Annotated in this window: 37 protein-coding genes and 1 pseudogene; 33 read left to right on the top strand and 5 right to left on the bottom strand. The window is 57.8% G+C overall.

Annotated features, from left to right (window positions below; all coding sequences use genetic code 11):
* Nucleotides 1-2 precede the first annotated feature (2 nt).
* From QEN71_RS43590 to QEN71_RS43580, 3 genes are all read right to left on the bottom strand, one after another.
* Entirely contained in the window at nucleotides 3-1,475 is a 1,473-nt protein-coding gene (locus QEN71_RS43590; RefSeq protein ID WP_201657813.1) for a Y-family DNA polymerase, read from the bottom strand.
* Nucleotides 1,405-2,112 (bottom strand): translesion DNA synthesis-associated protein ImuA, encoded by a 708-nt coding sequence (gene imuA, locus QEN71_RS43585; RefSeq protein WP_201657815.1) that lies wholly within the window; start codon nucleotides 2,110-2,112, stop codon nucleotides 1,405-1,407. The genes QEN71_RS43590 and imuA overlap by 71 nt, the downstream gene beginning before the upstream one ends.
* 156 nt (nucleotides 2,113-2,268) lie before the next feature.
* A complete protein-coding gene (locus tag QEN71_RS43580; protein ID WP_201657818.1) occupies nucleotides 2,269-2,727 on the bottom strand; it encodes a hypothetical protein in 459 nt (152 codons plus the stop codon).
* Between the two features lie 242 nt (nucleotides 2,728-2,969).
* Between QEN71_RS43580 and QEN71_RS43575 the strand changes: the two genes are divergently transcribed.
* Nucleotides 2,970-3,245: a hypothetical protein gene (locus QEN71_RS43575; protein WP_201657821.1), complete on the top strand. Its 276-nt coding sequence runs from the start codon at nucleotides 2,970-2,972 to the stop codon at nucleotides 3,243-3,245.
* Nucleotides 3,246-3,307: 62 nt separating this feature from the next.
* On the opposite strand, the gene QEN71_RS43570 is transcribed toward QEN71_RS43575, so the two are convergent.
* A complete protein-coding gene (locus tag QEN71_RS43570) occupies nucleotides 3,308-3,763 on the bottom strand; it encodes a hypothetical protein (RefSeq protein WP_201657824.1) in 456 nt (151 codons plus the stop codon).
* A gap of 112 nt (nucleotides 3,764-3,875) precedes the next feature.
* On the bottom strand, nucleotides 3,876-4,814 hold the full coding sequence (locus QEN71_RS43565) for a tyrosine-type recombinase/integrase (protein ID WP_201657827.1): 939 nt from the start codon (nucleotides 4,812-4,814) through the stop codon (nucleotides 3,876-3,878).
* A 557-nt stretch (nucleotides 4,815-5,371) separates the two neighbouring features.
* On the opposite strand from QEN71_RS43565, the pseudogene QEN71_RS43560 reads away from it, so the two are divergent.
* The 32 genes and pseudogenes from QEN71_RS43560 to QEN71_RS43405 form a co-directional block, all read left to right on the top strand.
* Nucleotides 5,372-5,608 (top strand): annotated as a pseudogene (locus tag QEN71_RS43560) (tyrosine-type recombinase/integrase); the annotation flags it as partial.
* A 70-nt stretch (nucleotides 5,609-5,678) separates the two neighbouring features.
* Nucleotides 5,679-6,044, top strand: coding sequence for a tyrosine-type recombinase/integrase (locus tag QEN71_RS43555; RefSeq protein WP_233472057.1), 366 nt, complete (start codon nucleotides 5,679-5,681; stop codon nucleotides 6,042-6,044).
* A 127-nt stretch (nucleotides 6,045-6,171) separates the two neighbouring features.
* Nucleotides 6,172-6,420 carry an AbrB/MazE/SpoVT family DNA-binding domain-containing protein gene (locus tag QEN71_RS43550; protein ID WP_201657830.1) on the top strand — a complete coding sequence of 83 codons (249 nt, stop codon included), beginning with the start codon at nucleotides 6,172-6,174 and terminating at the stop codon, nucleotides 6,418-6,420.
* Nucleotides 6,414-6,734: a type II toxin-antitoxin system PemK/MazF family toxin gene (locus QEN71_RS43545; protein ID WP_028371700.1), complete on the top strand. Its 321-nt coding sequence runs from the start codon at nucleotides 6,414-6,416 to the stop codon at nucleotides 6,732-6,734. Before QEN71_RS43550 ends, QEN71_RS43545 begins: the two co-directional genes overlap by 7 nt.
* A 442-nt stretch (nucleotides 6,735-7,176) precedes the next feature.
* The gene (locus tag QEN71_RS43540; protein ID WP_201657833.1) at nucleotides 7,177-7,515 is read left to right on the top strand and encodes a hypothetical protein; all 339 of its coding nucleotides are present in this window, start codon (nucleotides 7,177-7,179) and stop codon (nucleotides 7,513-7,515) included.
* Nucleotides 7,516-7,544: 29 nt separating this feature from the next.
* Complete coding sequence (locus QEN71_RS43535; RefSeq protein WP_201657836.1) at nucleotides 7,545-7,766, top strand: hypothetical protein; 222 nt, start codon at nucleotides 7,545-7,547, stop codon at nucleotides 7,764-7,766.
* A gap of 17 nt (nucleotides 7,767-7,783) precedes the next feature.
* A complete protein-coding gene (locus QEN71_RS43530; RefSeq protein ID WP_201657839.1) occupies nucleotides 7,784-8,011 on the top strand; it encodes a hypothetical protein in 228 nt (75 codons plus the stop codon).
* Nucleotides 8,012-8,594: 583 nt separating this feature from the next.
* On the top strand, nucleotides 8,595-9,092 hold the full coding sequence (locus QEN71_RS43525; protein ID WP_201657842.1) for a hypothetical protein: 498 nt from the start codon (nucleotides 8,595-8,597) through the stop codon (nucleotides 9,090-9,092).
* Nucleotides 9,093-9,129: 37 nt separating this feature from the next.
* On the top strand, nucleotides 9,130-9,531 hold the full coding sequence (locus QEN71_RS43520) for an HMG-box domain-containing protein (RefSeq protein WP_201657845.1): 402 nt from the start codon (nucleotides 9,130-9,132) through the stop codon (nucleotides 9,529-9,531).
* Nucleotides 9,528-9,776 (top strand): hypothetical protein, encoded by a 249-nt coding sequence (locus tag QEN71_RS43515; RefSeq protein ID WP_201657848.1) that lies wholly within the window; start codon nucleotides 9,528-9,530, stop codon nucleotides 9,774-9,776. The genes QEN71_RS43520 and QEN71_RS43515 overlap by 4 nt, the downstream gene beginning before the upstream one ends.
* 17 nt (nucleotides 9,777-9,793) lie before the next feature.
* Nucleotides 9,794-10,006, top strand: coding sequence for a hypothetical protein (locus QEN71_RS43510; protein WP_201657851.1), 213 nt, complete (start codon nucleotides 9,794-9,796; stop codon nucleotides 10,004-10,006).
* Nucleotides 10,007-10,023: 17 nt separating this feature from the next.
* Complete coding sequence (locus tag QEN71_RS43505) at nucleotides 10,024-10,524, top strand: hypothetical protein (RefSeq protein ID WP_201657853.1); 501 nt, start codon at nucleotides 10,024-10,026, stop codon at nucleotides 10,522-10,524.
* Between the two features lie 16 nt (nucleotides 10,525-10,540).
* The gene (locus QEN71_RS43500; RefSeq protein WP_201657855.1) at nucleotides 10,541-10,915 is read left to right on the top strand and encodes a hypothetical protein; all 375 of its coding nucleotides are present in this window, start codon (nucleotides 10,541-10,543) and stop codon (nucleotides 10,913-10,915) included.
* A 60-nt stretch (nucleotides 10,916-10,975) separates the two neighbouring features.
* The gene (locus tag QEN71_RS43495) at nucleotides 10,976-11,254 is read left to right on the top strand and encodes a hypothetical protein (RefSeq protein WP_201657857.1); all 279 of its coding nucleotides are present in this window, start codon (nucleotides 10,976-10,978) and stop codon (nucleotides 11,252-11,254) included.
* Between the two features lie 532 nt (nucleotides 11,255-11,786).
* Complete coding sequence (locus QEN71_RS43490) at nucleotides 11,787-12,173, top strand: hypothetical protein (protein WP_201657859.1); 387 nt, start codon at nucleotides 11,787-11,789, stop codon at nucleotides 12,171-12,173.
* 68 nt (nucleotides 12,174-12,241) lie between these two features.
* Entirely contained in the window at nucleotides 12,242-12,868 is a 627-nt protein-coding gene (locus QEN71_RS43485) for a hypothetical protein (RefSeq protein WP_201657861.1), read from the top strand.
* A gap of 48 nt (nucleotides 12,869-12,916) precedes the next feature.
* Entirely contained in the window at nucleotides 12,917-13,216 is a 300-nt protein-coding gene (locus QEN71_RS43480) for a hypothetical protein (protein ID WP_201657863.1), read from the top strand.
* 54 nt (nucleotides 13,217-13,270) lie between these two features.
* A complete protein-coding gene (locus tag QEN71_RS43475) occupies nucleotides 13,271-14,071 on the top strand; it encodes an IS5 family transposase (RefSeq protein WP_407675482.1) in 801 nt (266 codons plus the stop codon).
* Nucleotides 14,072-14,561: 490 nt separating this feature from the next.
* Nucleotides 14,562-14,792: a hypothetical protein gene (locus QEN71_RS43470; protein ID WP_201662771.1), complete on the top strand. Its 231-nt coding sequence runs from the start codon at nucleotides 14,562-14,564 to the stop codon at nucleotides 14,790-14,792.
* 46 nt (nucleotides 14,793-14,838) lie between these two features.
* On the top strand, nucleotides 14,839-15,132 hold the full coding sequence (locus tag QEN71_RS43465) for a hypothetical protein (protein WP_201662768.1): 294 nt from the start codon (nucleotides 14,839-14,841) through the stop codon (nucleotides 15,130-15,132).
* A 313-nt stretch (nucleotides 15,133-15,445) separates the two neighbouring features.
* Nucleotides 15,446-15,766: a cyclic-phosphate processing receiver domain-containing protein gene (locus QEN71_RS43460; protein ID WP_201662762.1), complete on the top strand. Its 321-nt coding sequence runs from the start codon at nucleotides 15,446-15,448 to the stop codon at nucleotides 15,764-15,766.
* 30 nt (nucleotides 15,767-15,796) lie between these two features.
* Nucleotides 15,797-16,555 carry a hypothetical protein gene (locus QEN71_RS43455; protein ID WP_201662759.1) on the top strand — a complete coding sequence of 253 codons (759 nt, stop codon included), beginning with the start codon at nucleotides 15,797-15,799 and terminating at the stop codon, nucleotides 16,553-16,555.
* A gap of 266 nt (nucleotides 16,556-16,821) precedes the next feature.
* Entirely contained in the window at nucleotides 16,822-17,007 is a 186-nt protein-coding gene (locus QEN71_RS43450; RefSeq protein ID WP_201662756.1) for a hypothetical protein, read from the top strand.
* Between the two features lie 637 nt (nucleotides 17,008-17,644).
* Nucleotides 17,645-18,136, top strand: a complete 492-nt coding sequence (locus tag QEN71_RS43445; RefSeq protein ID WP_201662753.1) for a hypothetical protein — start codon at nucleotides 17,645-17,647, stop codon at nucleotides 18,134-18,136.
* Nucleotides 18,137-18,168: 32 nt separating this feature from the next.
* Nucleotides 18,169-18,405, top strand: a complete 237-nt coding sequence (locus tag QEN71_RS43440; RefSeq protein ID WP_201662750.1) for a hypothetical protein — start codon at nucleotides 18,169-18,171, stop codon at nucleotides 18,403-18,405.
* Nucleotides 18,406-18,454: 49 nt separating this feature from the next.
* Entirely contained in the window at nucleotides 18,455-18,820 is a 366-nt protein-coding gene (locus QEN71_RS43435) for a hypothetical protein (protein WP_201662749.1), read from the top strand.
* Nucleotides 18,821-18,981: 161 nt separating this feature from the next.
* On the top strand, nucleotides 18,982-19,377 hold the full coding sequence (locus QEN71_RS43430; RefSeq protein ID WP_201662746.1) for a hypothetical protein: 396 nt from the start codon (nucleotides 18,982-18,984) through the stop codon (nucleotides 19,375-19,377).
* 484 nt (nucleotides 19,378-19,861) lie between these two features.
* The gene (locus QEN71_RS43425) at nucleotides 19,862-20,095 is read left to right on the top strand and encodes an AbiTii domain-containing protein (protein ID WP_201662744.1); all 234 of its coding nucleotides are present in this window, start codon (nucleotides 19,862-19,864) and stop codon (nucleotides 20,093-20,095) included.
* A 44-nt stretch (nucleotides 20,096-20,139) separates the two neighbouring features.
* Nucleotides 20,140-21,207 (top strand): IS21 family transposase, encoded by a 1,068-nt coding sequence (gene istA, locus QEN71_RS43420; protein ID WP_456093901.1) that lies wholly within the window; start codon nucleotides 20,140-20,142, stop codon nucleotides 21,205-21,207.
* Nucleotides 21,204-22,043 (top strand): IS21-like element helper ATPase IstB, encoded by an 840-nt coding sequence (istB, locus tag QEN71_RS43415; protein WP_290468340.1) that lies wholly within the window; start codon nucleotides 21,204-21,206, stop codon nucleotides 22,041-22,043. Before istA ends, istB begins: the two co-directional genes overlap by 4 nt.
* A gap of 147 nt (nucleotides 22,044-22,190) precedes the next feature.
* On the top strand, nucleotides 22,191-23,216 hold the full coding sequence (locus tag QEN71_RS43410; RefSeq protein ID WP_201663008.1) for an IS110 family RNA-guided transposase: 1,026 nt from the start codon (nucleotides 22,191-22,193) through the stop codon (nucleotides 23,214-23,216).
* 277 nt (nucleotides 23,217-23,493) lie between these two features.
* Nucleotides 23,494-24,252, top strand: a complete 759-nt coding sequence (locus tag QEN71_RS43405; protein WP_201659232.1) for an AbiTii domain-containing protein — start codon at nucleotides 23,494-23,496, stop codon at nucleotides 24,250-24,252.
* Nucleotides 24,253-24,395 lie beyond the last annotated feature (143 nt).

The following is a 24,395-nucleotide window of genomic DNA, read 5'->3' as shown; positions in this document are numbered from 1 at the left end:
ACTTATCCGAACAGCCCATGCAGGTACCAGCGTGGCTCTTCTTCGTCGACGGCGCCGATCCGCTCGCGGTAGATCCAGTAGCAGATGTGGTCGTCGGCCTCGGCAACGAAGTAATCGCGCGTTACCGGCTCACCCTGGAACCAGCCAGCTTCGACGCGCTCACCGGATGACGCCGTGCGCAGCGGCGAGCCGTAAAACGGTCGCTCGCCGCGCATCAGCAGCTTGATGGGCGACTCCAGCAGCCAGGCGGGACGGGGCGTCTCCGGCGCCGGCGCAACGTACTTCGTCTTGTCCGTGACGGGCACCCAGCGCGCGGCGACTTCCGGACGGTGGTCGGCGACGGGCGCGGGCTTCAGCACGTTTTCCGCGCCGAGTCGCGCGACCAGCAGTTCAAGCAGCCGCGCGTGATCCGCCGCCGTGCCGCCCGGTTCAGGGAACAAAGAGTCCGACGCCGGTTCCGCTTCCTTCACTTCCTGCACGACGAGCTGCAGCGCGATGACCGCCGCAGCGAGTTCGACACGGCCCAGCCGTTCTTTCAGCAGGCGCATCAGGTGGTCTTCGCGCCACGTCGGCTCCGCGAGCGACACCGCAATCGTCGTTGGGTCGATCGCGTCGCGGCCACGCTCATGCTCGAGCAGCAGCGCGATGCGCGTGACGGCAAGCTGCTTCTGCGATAGCCAGCCCGTTAGCTGGACGACGAGCCGGCGGGCCGCAAAGAGACACGCTTCGGCGTGTTCGATGCGATCGGGAAGTTCGACGCGCGCCTGAAAGGTCGGCGGCGTCTCGTACCATTCATACACGTGGGGTGCCGCTCCATTGGCGCGGTCCAGCACATCGAGCAGTGCCGTGCCGCAGCGTTTCTTCAGTCCCGCGCGGGGCAGGCGCATCAGCTGTCCGATCGTTTCGCAGCCGATGCCCGTCAGCCAGTCGAGGTGACGTCTGGCCGGTGTGGGCAGGCTGACCGGCAGTCCCGCGAGCGCGCGCGAGAGCGAAGCGTGCGAGAGCGCCACGCCGCCGCGGTGCCGCGCGAGCAGCCATGCGGCCTGTCCCGTTGGTGCGACGCTGATCGTGGCCGTCAGACCTATGGCGTGAGCGACCCGCCGCGCCATGCGACGCAACGCGCGGATACCGCCGAAGAGCCGCAGACTTGCCGACACGTCGACGAGCACCGTGCTTTCCTCGGCGATGACGACCTGCGGCGAGAGGTTCAGCAAACCTGTCGCGATCTCGCGCACCGCGTTGACCTCGGCCGTGCCGTCGCGCTCCTGCATGACGGTGGCTGGCGCGAGCGTCAGGACACCACCGCGCCGCATGCCGATGCAGACCCCGGCCGCGCGCGCGGGCGGGTCAGCAGCAATGACGCGCTCCTTTTCGAGCACGGCAAGACCCGTGTTGTCATCGGGTTCAAGCGACCACTTCGGCCGGAACACTTCGAGGCACAACAGCGGGAGATGGACGCCTATCCACAGTTGCATTGCGTTTTACGTTCAGGATCGGGGAGGGCGTCAGGGACACGAATAGCGGTTCATCGCGGGCGGGGCCGCGACGTTTTAGAAACTGGACATCGACGCCGCCTTTCGCGGCGCGGATCGCGAGCCGTAACGGGGCGGGCGACGCGTCTCGCGTCGTCGCCAGCGGCCGCACCATGAAAAAGAGCGACTCTGACGTCTGTGCGGCCAAGTGCAGCCGGCGCACCGCCTCGGGCCTCACGTGCTGCTGCCAGAACACGAGCGCGCCGCAGGTGCCCGCGCGCAGAATCTGCTCGGCGGCCCATAGCGCGTCGGCGGTCTTCAGTGCTTTCACCGTCAGGAGATTGGACGGATCGAGCCCCCACCACGCAAACGCGGTCGGCTGGACGTTGTGGGGCGGCTGCAAAAGCACGACCGGTTTGGATTCAAGGCGCTCGAAGGCGGGTCGTAGCAGCCGCAGTTCGCCACAGCCGGTCTGCTGGACGAGAAGATCGGTCAGCACGCCCCGCGGCCAGCCGCCGCCCGGCAATTCGGCCGCAAGGGCTTCGTCGCCGCAAGGGACGACCCGCGACGCCGCGCGGGCGAGCTGGTTGGCCCTCCATAAATCGGGATGGATCGCTTCGGGTAGCATGACGGCACTCATGGCTCTCCCCACAAAACACTGTATATATAAACAGTAGTATAGCCTGGTAAGGCGACGCTTACATCGCCTGTTGAAACGGCGTGCCGTCGGCATGCTTGGCGATGGGGACGCCTGGCCGTTAGAGCTTCGTAAGCAGGCCTGAGCCGGACGGACAGGCTATCGCCGCCCAGTCGTGCTGTGGCGATATTTACGGGGGTGGTCGAATGAGGCGCTGCGCCGAGCCGGTGCGCGAGCGTCCGGCGCACCGGCCTTCAGCCATTCGGCGATGTTGGTCCGCCCGCCCGCAAAATGGATTGCCGCCTGCACTGCCTCTGTTGTCGCTACCTGCTGCGCGATGTCGTCCGGCACTGCGCCGCACGCCATGAGGACGCTGCGGCCAGCGACAACCCGCTCCGTCGTGTTACCGCCATGCAAAAGCCGCAGACGGAAGACGGGCTGGCCCCCGGCATCGGGGTTGTACGCGACGTCGACCGATGAGTCCGGATCCGATGCGTCTTCCCACAAAGTGTCGATCTCGGGCGCGTCGCTGTTCGTCAGTTCGGCAGCCCGGTCGAAGCCGTCGCGCACTTTTTCGATCGAGCGGCTGACGGGATCAATAAGATAGAAAAGAAACATGTCCCGCCTCCGCGCTGCGCACTTGCTCAAACGATAGGCTATTGACGAGCAATTTGTCGGCCAGCAGGGCGGCTTCCGTGACCGGAAGTCGCGACGGGAGGGAGGATTCGTCATCCCGCTGTCAAATGCAGTGCGTCGCGGAGCCGAATCTCGCGAAGACGCCAAGTATTGAGCCCAGCGCCCATGCTGCGTGAGGCGGAAGACTGCGCATACGCATTCGCGGGCGAACCTCCCCATAGCAAATGAAACTGCTCAGACGTGGGGTGCTGATGGCTTTAAGCATTTCCCTTGATGCGATCTGCGCGTCCGGGTATCCCTTCACGAGCCCAGGGTGGTGGCTCATCGACGAGGTCGAGCCCGTATTCATGCGGATCGTCGAATACATCCTGAAAACTCTCGCCGATGATCTGCTGCATGTAATCGAAGTCGGCGGCGTTCATCGTTCGCCATTGCTTCTGCACGCGATCCTGACCCGCGACGACCCTTTTCAACGAAAGGTCGATCAGGATTCGGTGTGACATCTGTGGCTCGCTGGGCCATAGCGATGGCCACACGCCGACTGCATACCGAGCGCGGATGATCATATCTGTCGAAGCACCTTCTCCAGTCTTGCGGAGACAGGCTTTCCTTCATCGCGATCAACGTAGAAAGATACCGAGCCGCCGACGATGTCGTGTGAACGGATATGTACAGCAAGGTCCTTCGAGCCGCGCGATCGGAACCCGTTTCTTGGCGCGAGATCGAGGGCGTTAAACCGGATCGGATATGCGACCAATTCCTCGTCCGTCTGAACCACGAATTGAATGCGGTCGAGTCTGACTCCTGGTAATTGCATCCCGACGATCCTGTTCAGCACCGTGTCAAAGGCTGCATCAGGAATGTGCACCTGCGAATCGACTGCAGCACTCCGGAGCAAATGTACGATGGCACGTGCGCCGGCCGCTTGCGGGATCAAAGCGATGCGATAGCGCGCGATGCGTGGTTCCCGGTCTACGTTCGGGTATACGACGTCCTTGAACGGGCCTATGTAGTTCATGCGCCTCCTCGTCGGGTAGATCGCAGAGCGTGTGCCCTGCGTACGATCTACGGTACGCATAACTAATAAAAGTCAAGTCGCTCGTTTTGGCGGGCCCTGAACGCGACGGCAGCTACCCCGATCCATCAGGAGTAGCTATTTTTTCGTCGTCAAACGTCTGTCGTAGCCTGTTGACCGTCCGATGACTGGATAGCCCTAGCAGGTTACTCACCTGCTCGTTGGACATGCCGTCGATGAGGTGTCGACGGCCGAACGTATTGCGTAGCAGACGCGGGCTTTCGTCGGGAGCGGAGATTTGCGCATGATGAAGGGCTTGGCGCACGTATTCGCCGAGCCTGTCTGTTTTCATGGGTGTACCGTTTGCCGTCGACACGAAGAGCCACTGCGCGGGACAGGACATTCCTGCCCGCGTGCTCTGATAAAGCCGGAGGAGATCAACGGCAAACGCATCAACGGGGACGCGTCGCGCGATACGCGGCCCGTGCTTCTTCACGAATACACTCATGCGCGAGCTGCTCGCGTCCAGATCTTCTACAACGAGCGCCCGGAGTTCTGCGGCGGTTAGGCCAGTCCCGAGCAGGAACGCGACGATTGAGGCGTTGCGCAATTCCTTGAAGGAATCGAAGGCGCGAACGGCACAGGCTGATTGCAGCCGAACGTCATCGGCCGAACCCAGGAAGACAGGCGCCGGCTCGTCTTCCGGCCAGCGCTCGCTCGACAGTAGGCTGCTGGCTGGATTGTCAGTGCGAAGCTCAAGCGCGATCAGGTGTCGGGCGAGACGATCAATCAGCTTAAGGTATCGCTGGCGGGTTGACGTGCCGGACCTGCAACTGCCATCGAGTTCGGCAAAGAAACGGTCGATGTGGTCGACGCCGAATGCGACCACATTGCTGCGATGAGCAATCAGGTATCGGTTGAGCCGTCGAAACATCGACAGGTGCTGAACAATCGATTGCTCTGCAAAGGCGCGACGATCGGCGCCAGTCGCCTCGGCACGCTGCCATTCGGCGTACGCGTCCTCGGGACTTCGCAGCCACTGTTCACTGTCCATAAACCTATATACTGAATTTACGTTCCCCCATAGTATCTGCGAAGCTGCCGCTTCGCCAACCCGTTTTGCAGGAGGGAGGGGTTGCCAGCGTGCCCGAGCGAACCACGCCAAAGGTGCGGGTTCACGGAAGCCGGCGGCGATGACGGCCGTGCGATGTGTGAAGGGGAGAGCGTCGCGTTCAATCTCTGCATTTACTTCAGCGATCAGAGTTGAGATACGTCGCCGTAAAGACGCGGCGACATGTCGAGACTACCCGCGGAAATTGCGTGTCAAGGCTGCGCGTCGCGCGAGAAAGCGTGCGCGCAAAAAAAGAAGGGTATCCGCATTTCGCGGCTGGCATCGCAGTTTTGATTCTGAACACGAAACCGCATTATGTAGTTGTTACGGGCCGCGTTTCATGGAGTCATACACCGTATTCTGCGGTTGTCGCGCGGGGAGTTGTGGGTGTGTCCGGTTTTTCCGAGGAATCGAATAAACAAGCCGTGATACGCTTGAAAAAGACCCTCATCAAATCTCTCTCTGAATACGTCATTAACCGATCCCATTCAGAGGGGCGCATGGCCCAAGCTGCAACACTTCGACCGGCCCAAATCCGGCATCTACTCGCCGTCACGTCCGCAACTTCGCGCCATCCTGAGCGCGATAGCCTCGTTCTCCTGCTAGGCATTACGTGCGGAATGCGCGTCAGCGAAATAGCTCAAATCGAGGTTCAAGACGTGCTGTTCCCTTCGGGCGTGATCCGCGCAGAGGTCAGCCTTCGGGCCGCAATCACGAAGGGCTGTCGGCAGCGATGCGTCTATCTCACGCATCCGAAAACGGTTTCGGCTCTGGAGTGCTATCTGAACCATCGCATTGCGCGCGAACATGGGAACCGAGCTAACCGGAGAGCGCTATCGCGGACTCGCGCCGTCAAGTTGCCTGGTCCTCGCTGGCAAGGGTCGCAAGTTTGCGATGAACGCCAAGCGCCGCATCAACGAGGCCGGGGAGCAGGTTGATTACTCTGCGTGCGACAGCTTGCAATCCCACGTCACAAAGCTCTACAGGGACGCAGGGATACGTGGTGGATCGTCACATTCGGGCCGACGCTCATTTGCCAGTAACCTCATTGAGCAAGGGCACGATATTGAGACGGTTCAACAGCTTCTAGGTCATGCCGAACTCGACCACGTTTTGCCGTATCTGGATGTGTCCGGTAAAAAGCTACGACAGATGTTTTGCGAAGTGTTATGAGAGCCATCTGACAACGGCATCCGGCGCGGCCCGATGCGGCGGGCGCGACACGGAACACCAGGTGTAATAACATTGTGTTGACTGCCGTGATTGTGCGGTGTAACATTGTTATTACTTTGGAGGGTCTATGAGAACTACGATTCGCAGAATGGGTAATTCGCAGGGGGTGCTGATTCCGAAGCCCGTCCTTGCGCAACTCGGGCTGGAGAGCGAAGTGGAAATGGAAGTCGAGAACGACGCGATTGTTCTGCGCCGTCCGAAGCACAAAGCCCGTGAGGGTTGGGCGGATGCGAGCAAGGCTCTGGCCGGGAGTGGCGACGATGCGCTGGTCATGGGCGAGTTTTCGAATGCCGATGACGCGGAGCTTGCATGGTGATGCGCGGGGAAGTCTGGTTGGTCGCGCTCGATCCAACTCTTGGTAGCGAGATTCAAAAGACGCGCCCCTGTGTCGTCGTTTCGCCTCCCGAAATGCACGACCACTTGCGCACAGTCGTCGTCGCGCCGATGACTTCCAAGGGACGTCCTGCGCCGTTTCGGATTCCCGTGACGTTCAAGCGCAAACAGGGCCTGATCCTTCTGGATCAAATTCGCGCAGTAGACAAGGTGCGCCTGGTCAAGAAAGAGGGTGCAGTGGCCGATAAGACGTTGTTGGACACCCTGCGAACCTTGCAGGAAGTCTTTGCAGAATAGGGAAAATCGGAAAACGGGGGCATGGGCATGCCGTTGTGGGCGAAGACGCGAAAGTCTCTCGATGGTCGGGGAGATGAGACCGGAACAACGTGGGCGGTCGGAGTTGAGCCGCTCAACGATGGAAGCTTTTTGCTTGTGCGGTACGAGGCTATCGGTCGTGCCTTACCCACTTCGGATCATTGGTATCCTTCACCCGCGGAACTGTTCAGTGAGTGCGAGGTTGTGTACGGGGTAGAACGGACGGATTGGCACCAACGCGAGTGCTTGCCAGGTCACCCATGCCGGACCTGCGGGCGCTCACTTGACGAACTTGGAGATCCGTTGAGCGTGAGCTGTGGTGGCGACTGCTTGGCGTGCATGGCCGAATGCGGCGACCCAGACTGCGTGGAAGCTGTCGAAGCGTTAAAACGCACTGGAACGGTTTGATATCGGAAAAACAGAAATGACGACACAAACGATTACTGACGATTTTGACATCATGTGGAGCGTCCCTGAGCGTGCAGGGAAAGGGTTCGCATGCCGTGTGGTCGTCGTGAACAGGAAGACCAACGACGTTGCTGGCACCTATAGCGGCGAAGCCGCGACCGCTAGAGAGGCTGAGAACATCGCGTGCAACAAAGCAAAGCAAGCGATTTACGACGGCTTTAGCCTCGACACCCCGCGCCTGGCGTCGGCACCGGCGCAGGCGCAGGCGCTCGAGGATGCTCGCGCATCAGAGCCTGCGGGAAAGAGGCTGGATGTCGTCGTTAAGAATGTCGACAGCGTTGCAAGCGACGAATAGGGAAATTTGATACTAGGGAAGACCCAGATATGAGACCTGCACACGAGCTAAACCAGATTGCCGGATTCGGCGGCGGATTCATCATTTCGGCCGATCAGTACACTGTGGCGGAGTTGAATCAAATGGCAGGATTCGCCGCTGCAAGTGGAGCGCGAATTACCCTGAAAAACTGTGGCCATCTCGCACTGGTCGAGTTGAATCAGATCGCAGGATTCGGCCGCGGCACGATCGTCTTCGATCTCTCGGACTAGGCTCGGAAAATCAGGCCATGACGGTTGAAAAATACGACGACGTACCGAAGGGTGACAAGCGCTCGCGACTTCGCACTATCGGATTGGGGCTGGCTTTGGTTTGTGGGCTTGCTGGTGCCGTCATGTTCGCGTTGAGTGATCGAACGATGCCGGACCTTGTCGCTTGCGTCACGATCTGCGCTGTCGGTGCATGGATGCAGCGCGAGACGAACAAGCTCGCAGAACGGCTCTACGGCTGTTCTTGAATTCAGCACCGAAAAGGCAGCGAGGCCGCAAAGGAAAACAAGGGTAGGAATGAAAGCCGGACAACAGACGTTTGAGTCGAGCACCAAGGACGGACACGTCGTAATCTCTGTCGAGATCCACGATCTCGCGGATGGTGAGTTCAATCTGTATTTTCCACGAATGGTGGCGCCGCTCCTGCTGGTCGAGCAGCGATACGCTTCCTCGAGGGGCAGACCGTTTGGGTGAAACACATTGAAGTAGAGCCCGCCTTTCGTCGTAAGGGCTACGGGTCCGCATTCGTTCAGTGGATCAATCGCGTCTGCGGCGCTCCGATCGTTCCAGTTGAGGAACGCGGAGACGGGCCAGCCTTTTGGGCCGCGATGCGAACCGCAACGTTGTTCTCGGGATCGGTTGCGGAGGGGATCTCGCGGACTACCTATACAGTTGCATTGCGCCAGCTCGGGCTCGTGTCATAACGGAAAATACGGCAAGGAGGTGGCGTATGGCCAGCACCCCGAACGCCTGCCAGAAGCTGGCATTTGAGCGTTGGTGGGGCGGGCGCTGCGTTGCCTTGTGTTCGAGACCATCTAGCGAGAGGCAATAATGGCTGACGGGAGTTGGACCGATTACGTGGGTACGGCTGCGGGAATTTTCGGCGCGGTAATGGGCTTCCTCGGTTACAAGCGAAGCAGTCAAATCAAATCACTTGACCTGCGGCTCGAGCTCAGAAAGGCCGTCAGCGACTCTCACACGACGCTTGCAACGCTACGCGGAACAATGGATCTTGCCGCGCGGTCGCGTCCAGCTGTTCTCGCTGCGCAGGGACTTTACAATTCCGGCAATAGAGTTGTCTGGGAGCAAGCGTTGAACACAGACAAGGCGGAAGTCGATAGGCTTGCCGCCTCCATCCGAGGCGAGGATGCTGACTACTCGGCCCTTTCTAGCGAGGCCCTCGAAAGCGAAATCGTCGCCTCGCACAAGGTCAACACTGTGCTCAATGCGCTGATCGACAAGTACCGCGGCGAGCTTGCCACGGACGATGAAGCGAGGCGACAGATCGCGCAATTCCACCACGATCGAGTGAACGCCACCAGAAAGTAGGAAAATTCGCCACCACACGCGGCATTGGAAAAAGACGATGGCAATTAGCTTTTTGGAAATGGCGCGGTCGGCACTTGCTCGTGGCGACGCACGCCCGTTTGATGCCAGCGAAGAATGGCATCGTGAGAATTGGCATGGCGATCCGGCTGTGAATCTGCCCCTCGCTGATGATTGGGCGCATCGGGCAGCGCGAGGCATTGTCGATGAACTGAGCGATGACCACGGCGCAAAGCTCGAAGATGCATTTCATCTTGAGCGAATCCGCGAAGATGACCGGCGTGCCATTGTTGAAACGATGGCCGCGATCATCCGGCAAGCGTGGCAAGAACACGCTATCAAGCAGGCATATGAAAATTCGCCGGCTGGGCCGGCACTGGAAAACGACGTAGGCGCTTGCGCGCCCCGCACGGGCCGGCAGCCCGAACGACACGAAACATGAGCGACACGTTCGACGTTCAAAAGGTGCTAGGCGGCGCAGCCGTTCGCTGCCGCGAGGCGCATTTCACGCCCACGATCGAGAGGCAAGCTGGTCAGCATAGCCCGTATGCGTTGATCGGTAGCGTCTCGTGCTCGACGGGATCGATGGCAATGTGCTGGAAAGCCGATGGAGGGGCGGTCCGTCAATCGAGGCTGCTGTTTGACAACCATCCCGATTCCGATTTCGACCTGTTGCTTGATGAGTAGGAAAATGGGAAAACGCGATGGCCATCACGCTCGAACTTTCGGCTGACGACGTAGGCGCAACGGTGGGAGTAGTTGCGGTATACAACGAATCATCGGGTGTCTTCGAGGCATTCGTGAGCGATGAACAGTGGCCAACGCTCCAGAAAGAATTGGATGCTGCTGGCGTGCCGTACAAATTCGCCCTCGCCGGCAGCGAGCGGTTGTCCGCCCACAACGGCGCGAACTGGTAGGAAAATCCGCAAAAATCATGAGACCCATAAAGGCGCTGATCGCAGCATGCATGATACTTTCGGCCGGCGGTGCTCAAGCGGCATTAAAGAGCAGCCTCCCTGCCGATGTGTGCGGATACCTTGTGACCGAAAAGCTGTCAACACGTCCGTGGCTCGCTCAGGACGTAACCTATGGCGGTTGCGCGAGCGAATACCGGGAAATTGGAACAGCGACCACGGGCATTGCAAACAACCTCGCGTTTTACGTGACGGGAAGCGCGACCAAAGTCACACAACTTGAACTCGTGCTAAACCTAAATCAGCCGCTGTCGGATGCTGTTGCGATACAGGAACTGTTGAAGGCTTCCAAGGCATTGAGCATCCGCGCATCGGGCCTGCCGTTGCCAATTGCAGTGGAGCAAGCGATTGTTGCGCGTAGAGGCGACGTGACGGCAATGAACGGGACGGTTAGGATTTCCACAATCCGGAAGACTTGGCCAAACGGCAAGGGGTACGAACTCCATGTCGTGTTCGAATAAGCGATAGGAAAATGGGATGAAATATGCACTATGCGTGGGCCTCCTGGCCGCAGGGTTGACAGGTTGTGCGATGACTCAAGAAGAGTTGGCCGACACTCAGCCGAACGCCCGATTCGTCGTTGCTGCGGACTACCGCTGTCTCTATGAGAAAGGTGCGGAGAAGGCGGCATCGAGCCTCGGCATGACCGAGCCGAAGATGAGCGGCTACATCAATTCAACTGGCGATTACGCATGGTTTCGCCAGCCACTCACATTGATCCGTCTTAAATCGGTTGGCGATCACGAAACGGAAGTGACGCGGCAACAGCATGGCAGCGCCGCAGCACTCGGGCAAGGGAGTGATATGTTGGCGTACCTGCGCCAGAATCCGTGCGCTGCTGGCGCGCAGTGAAGTATCGGAAAATCCAGCAGGCAAGCCCGGGTGTCCGCGTGCCGTACAAGCTTTAGGAAAATGATGAAATCGTTTGTTGTCTTTTCGTTTGCGATGGTATCTATGGGTGCGCATGCCGCAAAACCTGAACAATGCGCGGCGTTCGGCGATAAATTCGCGGAATATGCTCGTGACCGTGATGCAGGTATGAGCATGCAATCCGCGGCAAAAGAAGCGAAGGCGCGAGACGGTGCGAATGGCGAGATGTTCGTCGCAGGCGTTTATCTGAACAGTCAAATGGTGCGTACGACGCCGAACGAGATTCGAGCGCTGGCTGTCAAGAGCTGCCTCGACCAATAACGGACAGGAAAACGGGGCAATTGTGGTTGATCGCACGGCAATTGAGAGGGTTGCGATATCTTGCCGCCGTGGCTTGAGTAGTCTTTATGGCGGGCCGGGCGCAATATTCGCTGAGTTTCCGCGTGGAGCTTGCGGTCCGGCGACTGAGATTGTTGGGCGTTTTCTAAAGGAGCAACTCGGATACGACGGGATGTATGTATGCGGTGAGGGGCACCCAGAGCTAACGGGCGACCAGACACATGCTTGGTTCGAGGTCGACAACGTCCTGATTGACATCACGTACGATCAGTTCGAGGGAACGGGCCTTTCAGGCTGGGTGTTCACGCGGGGCACCGGTTGGCACGCTCAATTCGAGAACATCGAGCGGCGTAACGGCTTCTGTATGCCGTCCGGCTGGCCGTGCTACCCGTACGACGGCTATCGAGCGGTTCTAGAATCGTTGAATGTGGCGTGACGTGAATAGCTTGAGGTGCACGAAGCGGGGACATCGCCTCGATTGTCGGACCACCAGTTAAACAGTCTAGGGAATGTGATGGCAGATATTGTTTCGTCGCTTCAGGTAGCGTTAGAAATAGCCAAGCAGCTGCGCACGCTCAACGAGAAGCTCAAGGATGCGGAAATTAAGACGCTACTTGCCGACCTGCAAAGCGAACTCGCTGACGCCAAGGTGGAAGCGGCTGGGCTGAAGGAACAGATTGCAGCGCTGATCCAAAAGAACACCGAACTAGCATCGAAACTCGAATCGCGATCTCGCGAAGAGCCGGAGATGATGAATGGGGGATACAAGTTCGGTGGAGAGGGCCCTTACTGTGCCCGTTGCTACGAAACGTCGGGGAAAAAGATTCGCCTTCCTCGCTCAGTCGGCATGCACGCGCACTTCGGCCAGTGGACTTGTCCCGTTTGCCAGAACCATAGCTAACGACGGCACGGAAAACGCCGGCCCGGCCGGACAAGGAAAACAATGAATGAGACTGCGTGTGAGTTGCCATGGGACTAGCTGAGATCGGTCTAGTCGTGGGCATGGGAAAAGATGTTTTGCTCGGGGTAGCAGGCATCGTTACGGCACTAGTTGCACGGAAAGGACTCAATAACTGGCTGCGCGAGCTTGGTGGAAGGACAAAGTTCGAGGCTGCACTAGCGCTAATGCGCGCATCGTATTCGCTTCGTGAGGCGCTTTTCAACTGTAGGGCTCCGCTCGTGGTCGCAGCTGAATTCCCCGCAGGGTACAAGCAAGCCGGCGTCAATCCATCCACGAAAGACGAAGTAAACGCTTGGAACCATGTTTTCAAGAATCGTTGGTCGCATGTCGCGACCGCTTTGAAAGAGTTCGATACTCGTAGTCTTGAAGCAGAAGCAATTTGGGGCTCCGGGGCGCGCGAAGCGACACAACTGCTGTCGCGATGCGTATCGGTCCTGTATGCGGCGATCGAAAGCTATATCGACAACTGTGTAAGTGAAGGTGAAAATTTTCGTGTTGACCGTCAATTTTCCAGCAAGGTCAGATCTGAGGTCTTCGGAACTCGCACCTCATCCGATAACGAATTGACAAAGCAAATACTCACCGCCATACAAACGTTGGAAGATTTCTCCAGACCTCACTTGAGGCACGGTTGACTTACCGGCTCCGGCAAACGTAACGGAAAATCCTTCTTAAAGAGAAGCATGAAAAGCATTTGCAAAAGACTTGCATGGGCCAGCAAGAACGAAGGCTGGCTGATGCCGCTAATCAGTGGCTCGGCGCTCTACCTTATGTCGCTTACTGCGACCTCGCTGCTGCGAGGCATGGACGTCACGGTGCCACTTTGGGCCGTTGTCGCGCTCGGCGTGATGGGGTTGTTACAGCTCGTCGTCGCCGGCGTGAAAGCGATGCTGAGGGACACTGTGTTGGCACGCACGTTCTCTTGGCTGGTGCTGGCTGGTGCTGTCGCGGTCTCTGTGCTGCGACTGATGAGAGTAATTTAGACGGTGTTATGAACTTTTTGTATAACCTGGTATCCTGGGCGCATGACAAAAGAAATGCGCAGGCCTTACCCAACAGACGTGTCCGACGAAGAGTGGAGTTTCGTGGCGCCGTATCTGACATTGATGAATGAAGCGGCCCCGCAGCGCAAATACGAACTGCGCGAAATGTTCAACGCGTTACGCTGGATCGTGCGTGCCGGTGCGCCGTGGAGAATGATGCCCAACAACTTTCCTGCGTGGGAGATGGTGTACCAGCAGACCCAGCGGTGGCTGCAGGCAGGTTGTTTTGAGAACATGGTCTGCGATTTACGCTCGATCATCCGTGTTGCGCAAGGTCGGCAGGGCCAGCCCAGCGCCGTGATTCTGGATGGGCGGACGATGCAATCCACTTGCGAGAGTGGTCCACGTGCGGGCTATGACGGCTACAAACGCAAGCGTGGCAGCAAAGTCCATATCGCGGTCGACACGCTGGGACATTTGCTTGCGGTACATGTGACACCGGCGAATGAACAGGAGCGCGCGCAGGTAGGCGAACTCGCGCGTCAGGTGCAGGACGTTACGGGAGAGACGGTCAAGGTGGCCTTCGCAGATCAGGGCTACACAGGTGAAGATGCTGCTCACGCTGCACGCAATGAGGGCATTGAGCTGCAGGTCATCAAACTGCAGGAAGCGAAAAAAGGCTTCGTGCTGCTGCCCCGGCGCTGGGTGGTCGAGCGCAGCTTCGGCTGGCTCAACCGTTTTCGCCGCCTCGCGCGCGACTATGAGCGATTACCTGAAACATTGGCTGGGCTTCATTTCGTTGTCTTTGCCATGCTTATGCTCGTGCATGCAGTGCCAGTACTTCGAAGTTCATAACACGGTCTAAATCGGAAAATTGCTGGAATCGGATCATGATGCTCCGGATGGCCAGAAGTAAGTCGAGGATCGAATCTCTTATCGAAGGCCGGCCCTTTCCCATAGCTACTGCATAGTCGAGGCTTGAATGTTTAAGCGGTCGTTCCCATTGGTCGCGGTAGCTGGTGTCGCCTACGTGCTGGGCTTATTCACGCCTATGTGGGTTTCGAAGTATCAGCAGCATCAGTTCCTTGTGAAGATTGGCAGGCACTGTAGCGACCTCGCCAAGCAGACAATGACGCCCGACACGGATAACAAGTTCTACCACACTTGCTTTCGTGAGAACTTGGATGCCCATGTCGAGACTGCTGTGAGCAACGCGCGCAGTAAAGCGCAAGAGGAAGCAGGTAACCTTGACTAGCAGCACAAGAAACATGGTAGATGACCACCAAGAACTTCATCATTAGGGTGCGCGTTGGTCACGGTGCATCAACCGGCATAGGAAAACAACATGGCTCAAATCGCGCTTCAAGTCCACACGAAAGACACACTCAGTAGCACGCTGCACGGAGCGAAAACTATCGCCTTCACTCCGCTCAAGCGTAATCCTCAAATTTCAGAGGCCATCATCAACGAGCATCAATACGAAGCGATTTCTGACGCTTTGCAAGGTTTGCCTCACAAGATTGATTTCGAAGGTCACGGTATCAAATACGAGGCACTTAACGGCGCTGACTGGTAGGAAAATGCGCGGCGACTTTCGCGTGCGCGAAACGGGAAAAGAGAGCATGACCACCGAACAACAGATTGAAGAAATCCTTGAGCGCTATCTTGAGCGCACACCCGTTTTCGCGGGTGACCGCACGAAAGCCGTTGCCAGCGGCATGAGCGTGCGCGATGTGATCAGGGTGCAGCTGAAAAACGCATGCGGCCATCCCACGGCGAGCCTGACACGCTACTACGAGGATGAGGGCAAGGGCCCGGAGAGGAAGACCTGGAAACCGTGGCCCGCCACCTTCGACATCAAGCTGGTGGGCCGCGAGTGGACGGTGCGGTGCTCGTCGGGCTTGCCGAACGACTGAAGGGCGATTAGGCCGTTTTCGACAGAGGAAAATTGGTGAGCAATGAACACTACATACAGCGATGTTACAGAAGCGACTGAAAACGTGATTCGTGAGCTTTTCGCAAATGATGCTCCGTTACCGGTCGCGGAGATGAAGATCCGTAGCGCGATAGCACAAGCTGCTTTGCAAGGATGGTATGAAAATGCTCGACCGCTAGCTGCGGAAGAAGATCACGAGGCTGAGTTCGCACGACTCACCGAACTTGCGTACGAGCTTCCAGCCGGTGCGCGGGCTATTCCATAGGGAAACGGGCAGGAGGAAATGAGAGGACATGAAACTGTTTCTTGATGACGAGCGCCCGACGCCGGAGGGCTGGGATCGGGTGTATTGGCCGTCGGAAGCGATCCTGCTGCTTGAAGCAGGCGGCGTCACGGAACTCAGTTTGGACCATGATCTGGGCGATGACGCTCGCGGCACGGGTTACGACGTGATCGTTTGGATCGAAGGGGCGGTCGCGCTTCGAGGATTCGTGCCACCAGTAATCAGGATCCACACGGCAAACCCCTCTGCCGCGGAGAAGATGCAAGCCGGCGTTCAAGCGATCGAGAAGCTCATGCGCGAGCGTCCCGTCCATCGTGACATCCGGGCTTGAGCCCTGCGAACGAACAAGCAAACAATCAATATGGGCGAAACTCTCAAAAGCAGCGAGGCCGACAGCCACGCATTCACGTTAGCACAGAGCTATCTCGAAATCCTCACCGCTACGAACCTTGCTGCCGTCTTCGACAACGTCCATGGCCTTTCGGGGCTATTCCTTCCGACAGTTCCAGCCGGCTTTGCGGACGCGAAGCACCGTTTACTGGTTGTAGGGATGGAAACGAAGGCGTGGCGAAACAAAGAATGCAAGTTCAAGCAGGGGAACGTGCCCACGATGGACGCAGTTTCCGAGTCGATGCAGTCTCACGCACGTTGGATGGAGCGTCCACCCGAGCGCCATAAATTCCTCCAGTTCTTGCGCCAGGTGAGACGGTCGATGCACGCGCGGCTGCCCGATGCTGGCGTTGCTGTCGGTTGGGCGAATCTGTTCTGTGTGAGTCATGCCGGGGGCTCGCCTAAGGTGGCGGAATCGTTCGACCGTATCCAGTCGCTGTCGCAGGATTTGCTTCGCGCTCACATTGCTGTGACCGACCCTGATGTGATCCTCTTCACCACAGGGGCGGCCTACGATCGATTCTTGCGCGACTGTTTCCCCGATCGGACTGATAGTGTTGCAATCGAGCCGCGTTGCCTATGGCAATTCCGCGTCGGCCGGACACTCTGCTACAGGACCAGTCATCCGCGCTACGTTGCACATAATCGGTGGCGGGACAGCGCCCTGGCGCTGGCAGCCGATCATCTACATGCGGGCACGATGGCACGGGTGCGCGCTGAACTTACTTGACCACGGAAAATCGAAGGAAATGCGATGCCGATAGTCGTTGGACATGAACCTCATCCGATACTCCAAGGATTGCGTTATAGATGGTACGCAAAGGTGGTCGTGTTTGTTCTTCAGGGTGGGTGGGCTTGGCAGTTGGAAGACATTACGGGGAGTCTGATCGGTGCGCCGTCCACCGTCTTTGCCACCGAAGATGACGCTCGAACCGATGCCATAAATACGTTGGGCGGTGATTACTGGCAGGACGACGAGCAATAGGAATATTGTCCATGAAATACCTCGCATTCGCGCTTGTGCTCGGGATTATCGTGTTCGGTTATATGTTTCGATATGACTATCAGGGGGGTGGGATGATCAGGGTCAATCGCTGGTCCGGCGAGCGGCAAGAGTTCTGCCCGCTTCCTGGCGGATCGATCTGGACGATCGATTGTCTGCACGCGTTTCGCGGATATTGAAGCGGAAAATTCGCCGCAAAGCGCGGCGCTGGAAAACACGAAAATAAAAATACACGTCATGAAAAATTCCAAAACCGCGGCTTTGTATCTGGTCGCTGCACTGGGCTTCGGAGTATCGGGGGCTTACTCACAATCAGGCAATAACAGCCTACCGATGGACCGTGTGTATCAAGGTCACATCCAACTTCCTGATTTCGCGGGCAGGGACAGTCAATTCAGGACCTTCAGGACACGCATATCCAACGAGATGCGGACGGGTCCGAACTTCGCAGGCCATTACGCAATCGTAGACATTGGGTGTGGTACGGGTTGTCACATTGTCTTCGTCGGAGATGTGGCGACCGGCAAGATGTTCCCGTTTCCATATGGTGGGGAAGATTACAACATGCTGGGTCTGAGGTATGCCGTCAAAAGCAACTATGTAACCGCGCGATGGGAACATGGTGGTAGCTGCTATCGGGAATCCTTGGATTGGAACGGCTCGCAATTTTCGACGTCCGTCCCTCGGGAAATAATTGGCCCTGATACCGAGTGCAATAAATAAGTTGCCGAAGGACCGACACTACAGGATCGCGCGTTTCGCCAGGCGGGCGGTAGGGAACGAATAGAAAAGCGTCTTCGGCGGGAGCTTAGAGCGATGAAGAATGATCCGTATGGGGAACTAGCGAGAGCCCGGAAGGCGTTCAACGACTACGTGGATGCAACCGTTAAGCCGTTGCTTGCACTGCCCGACCGAGAAGTGGGACGACTCGGCTTCGTTGAGATCGCAGAGCGAATAAATGAACCCGATGCCCGCAGAGGCTACGTTGAGCGAGCGACAACACTGCTCGAAGCGAATATTGCGTTTTACGAAGGGAACGCGATTCCTGTTAGCGCTCTGGAACAAGGCAACGCCTCGACGATCGCATCAACGCTTTTCGTAGCGGCTCTTGCCTATCGATTCGGCCCGGGCACCTTTGCCGCGCTGGTGGCAGCTGCAGGGTGGTACTGGATCGCTGCAGAATACGTACGCCGCCGTCTTCAAGATGCGCAGCGGACAGCGAAAGAGCACAATGATGGCGTCGAAGAGTGGGCGAAAACGATCCGCGATTGGGAAGCGGAACGGTCGAGCCTCCAGCTGATCGATTGAAGCGGACGGATAACGCCACAGGGAGCACGGCAATGGAAAAAGTGGATAAAGGCGTGTATGTTTTTGAGGTGAAAGAAGGTGAGGCCAGCGCAAGCGGGCGCGATGACGCGCTGGTATCGCTCTACTATCAGCCGACGACGAGCGAGCTTTCGATTGTCGGCTCCGGATTTCTTTCTATAAATCTAAAGCGTGGCACGACCGTTCAACAAGCCGCAGCTATCGCCCAATATCTGGCCGAACACATTGACTCAATCAGCTACACGGGTTGATGCGCGGAAACAGATAGCATAGGAAAATAGCAAAAGGAGCGATGTTCATATGGCAAAGACCACTTATCCGAGCACGAGACAACAGCCGGTGCAAATCCTTGATTTTCGGCTCGCAAACGGTGCGCGTGTCCGTACTGTCCTCAAGCCGCAGCCTGACGCGAGCGGTAGGCAGGTTGCCCACGTGGACCTTGACTACACAAATGCCGGCAGTACGTGGCTGATGCCCGTTGCGAGTCAAGGGCAGCCGCGGAGCGTCTTCCAGGCAGGCGTGCTCGCGTATCAAATCGCACAACATGAGGCTCAAAACGCAGGCGGGATCGGCATCGATGAAGCCCAGCTTGAAGGGGAAGAGTTCCTTGAAGTTGCGGACGTCGAGCAGATCACAGGTAACTCGATGCCTGTGACGAAATTCTGAGCGGAAAACATCACCGCTGACCATGATCACGATTGCCCCTCACACCTTCAACTCGAACGAGCTGTTGACTCTGGGGATCGCCGCATACGCCGCCGTCATCTCGACATTCGTCCTTGGATAGGACGCGTATAAGTGGCTCCGATCCCGGCCCGAGGGTCAGCTTGTCTGTATCAACCGGGATGAAGATGGTTGGCGGGGGAGTCGAAGATCCACGCACCTACGTCGCGGTGACCGCGCTCAATGTGGGTGATCGCCCAACGACGATTACGAACTTGGGCGGAATGTACTTCGAGTCATGGTGGCAGGCCTATGTTTGGCGCCGGAAACCACAGCAGGCTTTCATCATCACGGAGCCCGCACCCGCGCAACGCATACCGTACAGATTCGACGTGGGAATGCAGTGGATCGGGATGGCTGACCAGACCGCTGATATCGAGCAGATGGCGCGACGTGGCTACCTGTTTTTGATTCTGTACACAGCGACCGGTGGACGGGGAAAGTGGATTCGCGTACGTCCACCGCGCGAGCGGGCGAACGTGAATGAACCGCAAGAGTAGGAAAATTAGAAAACGGGGCGACGATGCTGAAGAAGCTGTTCGCGAGGATCGATCGGACACCGGCTCAGAGAGACCGGACGAGGCTCGCGGTTCAAGGACAACGAGAGTGCGTTTCGGTACGCATGCGAGTTCTGTGATAGCACTTTGAAACCTGAGAGTCAGGTCGTTGCCCTTGTGCTCGATGTCACGGGCTTACCTGATGAGGCGCCCGACTTTTACATCATAAAAGTAGCATCAGAGGACGGTGGTGTTGACATTGTCGCAGAGCCAGCAGATCCCAGCGATGTGTTCACGGCGGGCGAGTTGGTGTCCTTTTGGTACTCGGGCAGTAGTGACATAAGAGGCGCGCCGAAAGGTTTGATTGCTGCGAGGCTGTTGCCCGAATTTGATACTGAGCTAGGCTGGAAGAAGGCATAGGAAAACAGTTACATCTTATCAAGGCGGGGATTGTAGGCAACGCTCGTTGGTCCGAAGGGAGGCTGTCATGGCGTCACTTGTTTTAGAGCTACAGCGCGAAGCGTTGAACACCCAAGGCAGCGTGGGGCACCTGTTGCGCATGGCTTTTGTCGTCGCGCGAAAACTCGGCGTCTCCGAGTTTGAAAGATGGGTCAGCTCCGAAATGAATGGCTACAAAGACGCCGATGACTTGCCGGAATATCGTTTGCTCTCGGGTTCAGTTGTCGCGCGCAGTTGTAAATTGATACAGCAACGCAGTTAGGAATTGATACGCCTCGTTGTAGGGTTGCTCCCTTTGAGCGGCCCGTGATCAGCTACGAGGAGTACATGGAAATCGAGATTCTGCGTCGCCAGGGAAACAGCCTCCGGGACATCGCTGTCGAGACCGGTATGGCAGTCAACACAATCAGGAAGTATCTGGAATCGGGGCCGCCACAACGCAAGGCCCGCCAGCCAGTCGCCGGCAAGCTTGCGCCGTTCAAGGGATATCTGCAGGACCGCGTTGAAGCAGCGAAACCGGACTGGATTCCAGCGACGGTACTCAAGCGGGAGATTGAGGAGCGCGGATACACGGGCGGCTTACGCCGGGTGCAGGAGTACCTGCAGAAGCTTCGACCCGCTGCACGTCCCGACCCGGTAGTCAGATTCGAAACAGAGCCGGGACATCAGATGCAGATGGACTGGATTGAGTTTCGTAAGCCGGGGCACAAACTCGGCATGCTCGCGGCGTTCGTTGCGACGTTGGGCTACAGCCGCGTCAGCTACGCGGAGTTTGTCACTGACATGCGTATCGAAACGCTGCTGGCTTGCCACGTGCGGGCATTCGAGGCATTTGGCGGCGTCGCCAGAGAGATCGTGTACGACAATATGAAGACGGTGATTCTGAAACGTGATGCCTATGGCAAGAAGCAGCACCGATATCATCCGGGATTCGCTGACTTCGCCAAACACCATGGGTTCGTACCTCGCGTGTGCAAGCCATGCCGCGCGAAGACGAAGGGCAAGGTCGAGCGTATGAACGGATATCTGCGCTACAGCTTCTGGGTCCCGTTGGTTTCAATGCTCAAACAGGCAGGGCTCACAGCCGACTGCGGCCTGTGCAATGAGCGCGTCAGACTGTGGTTGCGCGACGTCGCCAACGTCCGTGTGCACGGCACGACCAAACGGATTCCGGCCGAAGTGTTGCTTGAGGAGCGGCCGCATCTTCTGCCACTACCGGCACCCTACGTGGGACGATCGGTTAGAACCGGTGCGACGCCACATCAGCAGCCGAAACCAGCATCACGGTACGCGACCTCGGAGTGGAACAAACCGCTGCAGCACCCGTTGTCGGTCTACGACGCGTTCAGCCGCGCACAGGAGGTAAGCGCATGACGCCACAACTCGAACGACTGACGGTGTTGTGCAAGCAGCTCAACCTGCTGCACTTGCCAACACAGATTGCGCATCTCGGCCAGATGGCCGCGAAGCGCGAGCTCGGCTATCTCGACTTCCTCGAACAGGCCTTGAAGGATGAAGCGATGGCACGCGCGGAGCGAATGCGCCGGATGCTGACGCGTCTGGCTGGCTTCCCGGCAATCAAGACGCTTGATGAGTTCGACTTCGAATTCGCGCTCGGCGTGCCGAAAGCACTGGTTCTCGAACTCGGCAGTCTTGCCTTTGTGGAGCGTGCCGAGAATGTCGTGCTTCTCGGACCCAGTGGCGTTGGTAAAACCCATCTTGCTGTCGCGCTTGGATATCGTGCAACGCAGGCCGGGTTTCGCACCCGCTTCATCACCGCCGCCGATCTGCTGATGCAATTGACGACAGCGTTGCGCCGCAACCAGCTTGAGGAAACCATCAAGCGAATTACGAAGCCCTACAAGCTTCTCATCATCGACGAGATGGGATACCTGCCCATGGACCGGGAGCAGGCGAACCTGCTCTTCCAGGTGGTCGCCAAGCGGTACGAAACCGGTAGTCTCATCCTGACCAGCAATCTGCCGTTCGGCCAGTGGGACCAGACCTTCGCTGACGACGCAACGCTCACGGCGGCGCTCCTCGACCGGCTGCTTCATCACGCACACGTCGTGCCGATCTCCGGCGACTCGTACAGGCTGAAGGAAAAACGACAGGCCGGCATGATCAACCGCATCCCACCGCCGCACCTAAACGACGCGGACGACATCAAACGCAAACGCAGTTCAAAGGAGGCAGCCTCCAGTCATTGACCGCATGAGCGGGTGTATCAAATTACGATTGCGTTTGCGTCCGAAGCTGTATCAACTTAATGGGATGGACGCCCCCACCCGATACGGCATCAATGTGCCAGAGTGGAAGTGTCGAAGCAACCACCTAACCCGAGGGGAGCGCCCATCATGAAGATTACGACAATTGGCATCGATCTGGCTAAATCTGTGTTTGCTGTGCATGGCGTAAATGAGCATGGCAGAGCGGTCTTGAAGAAGGTGCTCAAGCGGGATCAGATGCTGCCGTTCTTCGCGAACCTGCCAGCCTGTGTGATCGGGATAGAAGCCTGCGGGAGCGCTCACTACTGGGCCCGAAAGCTTCAGGGCATGGGACACACCGTTCGCCTAATCGCACCACAGTTCGTGAAACCGTACGTCAAGACGAACAAGAACGACGCGGCCGACGCCGAAGCCATTTGCGAGGCAGTCGCGCGGCCCAACATGCGATTTGTGCCGATCAAGAATGTCGAGCAGCAATCAGTGTTGTCGCTACATCGCGTACGTCAGGGCTTCGTAAAAGCCCGTACGGCACAGGCGAACCAGATCCGCGGACTGCTTAGCGAATTTGGGCTCGTCGTTCCACAGGGCATTGCTCACATCGCCCGTCGCGTGCCAGCTTTAGTTGAAGATGCGGCTAACGACCTGACCGGATCGTTCCGGTTGCTGATTCAACGTTTGATGGAACATCTGAAGGAGCTCGATCGACAGGTCCGGGATCTGGAGGCACAGATCCAAAGATGGCATCGCGACAATGACGCGAGTCTCAAGCTCGCGCAGGTGCCCGGCATTGGGCCGATTACGGCAACTGCATTAGTAGCTTCGGTCGGTGATGCCAAAGGCTTCACCAGCGGGCGCCAGCTCGCTGCATGGCTCGGCCTGGTACCCAAACAGAATTCAAGCGGCGGAAAAAATATTCTGCTCGGCATCAGTAAGAGGGGCGACACTTATTTGCGAACCTTGTTGATCCACGGGGCGCGTGCCGTCATCCGGGCTGTTCAACGCAGGAACGATCAAGAAGGTTGGCTGCCTCGCCTGCTACAGCGTCGCAATCCCAATGTGGTAGCAGTCGCGCTGGCCAACAAGAACGCCCGGATCGTATGGGCGTTGCTGGCTCACGGGCGGTCATACCAGCTCGGTTATCAAGCTGCCGGCTGAACGTGTAATCCCCGACGGCAACAATCTCGCCACAAAAGAAGGACACTTCCACCGATTGCCTGGGCAATCATGACGTGATGGCAACACAGGTCAGACCGTGACGGGTCAAACCCGACAAATCTCAAGGAGCGCCAAGCTCGCCAACTTGATCGGGACCCCGTCAGCATATTCCATCAGGGACAGCCGGCCTGCGCACGGCAACAAAGTCCGGATGCATGGCTGCAATCATGACCTTCGATACATCGCATCATGAAAGCTTGGCAAACCGGGGGCGTCCATGCATGAGATTGCGTTTGACACAGTCAAGGTCTTCAACGACTATCACGGATGGCAGCCGCTGAGATTCGCCGAACCGAAGTGGGCCGAGCGCCTGTCGAAACGGCCAATAGTCGACTCGATCGCGAAACTGGAAAACATGCTCGCTGAGACAGAGAAACCGGGCGAGTTTATGGTGTCGTTCGTTCCCGAAGTCGAGCGAAATCTGATGGACGCGATGGTAGGACCCAAAATGCAACCCGCGACCGCTATCAGCAGGGCATCCGTTCAGGGCGTCATCGATACGGTGCGCAACGTTGTTCTCGATTGGTCACTGAAGCTGGAAAGCAGCGGCGTGTTGGGAGAGGATATGACGTTTTCGGATGAAGAAAAGCAACGTGTGCCGGAGCCTGCCACGCCGGCACCGGTCGCATATTACGCGCAGAACCAGACGGTCATCCACAGCATGCAGCAGTCTCAGGTTCAACAAGCCACGACCGACTCCACGCAGACCTTCGTGCAGGCGCCGCCTGACCTGGCAGCGGTCACGACCTTGATGACACGACTGCGGGAACAGCTACAAGTACTTGATCTGACGACCGAGGCGCGCGATGAGGTCGAAGCTGACATAGCAACCATCGAGGCTCAGGCGAAATCGCCTAAACCCCGATTCGCCATCATCCGGGAAACAATGCATAGCATCCGATCGGTCGTCGAACAGGCAGCTGGAAGCGCCGTCGGCGCGGGCTTGGTGGCCGAACTCACGCGCCTTCTTTCCTGACAGGGCCGCAACGCAACAGAAAACGGAGAAAGTCATGGGATTTCGCTGTCCAGCGTGCGGTTCCGTCTTCGGACAAATTCGATCCATCGCTTCATCACTGTGCCACCGTTTATTCCGTACCCTTGGGTTAGCTTCTTCGAGCG

It is taken from the genome of Paraburkholderia sabiae (assembly GCF_030412785.1).
Lineage (GTDB): Bacteria > Pseudomonadota > Gammaproteobacteria > Burkholderiales > Burkholderiaceae > Paraburkholderia > Paraburkholderia sabiae.
This window is presented reverse-complemented; position numbering and strand designations above follow the sequence as displayed.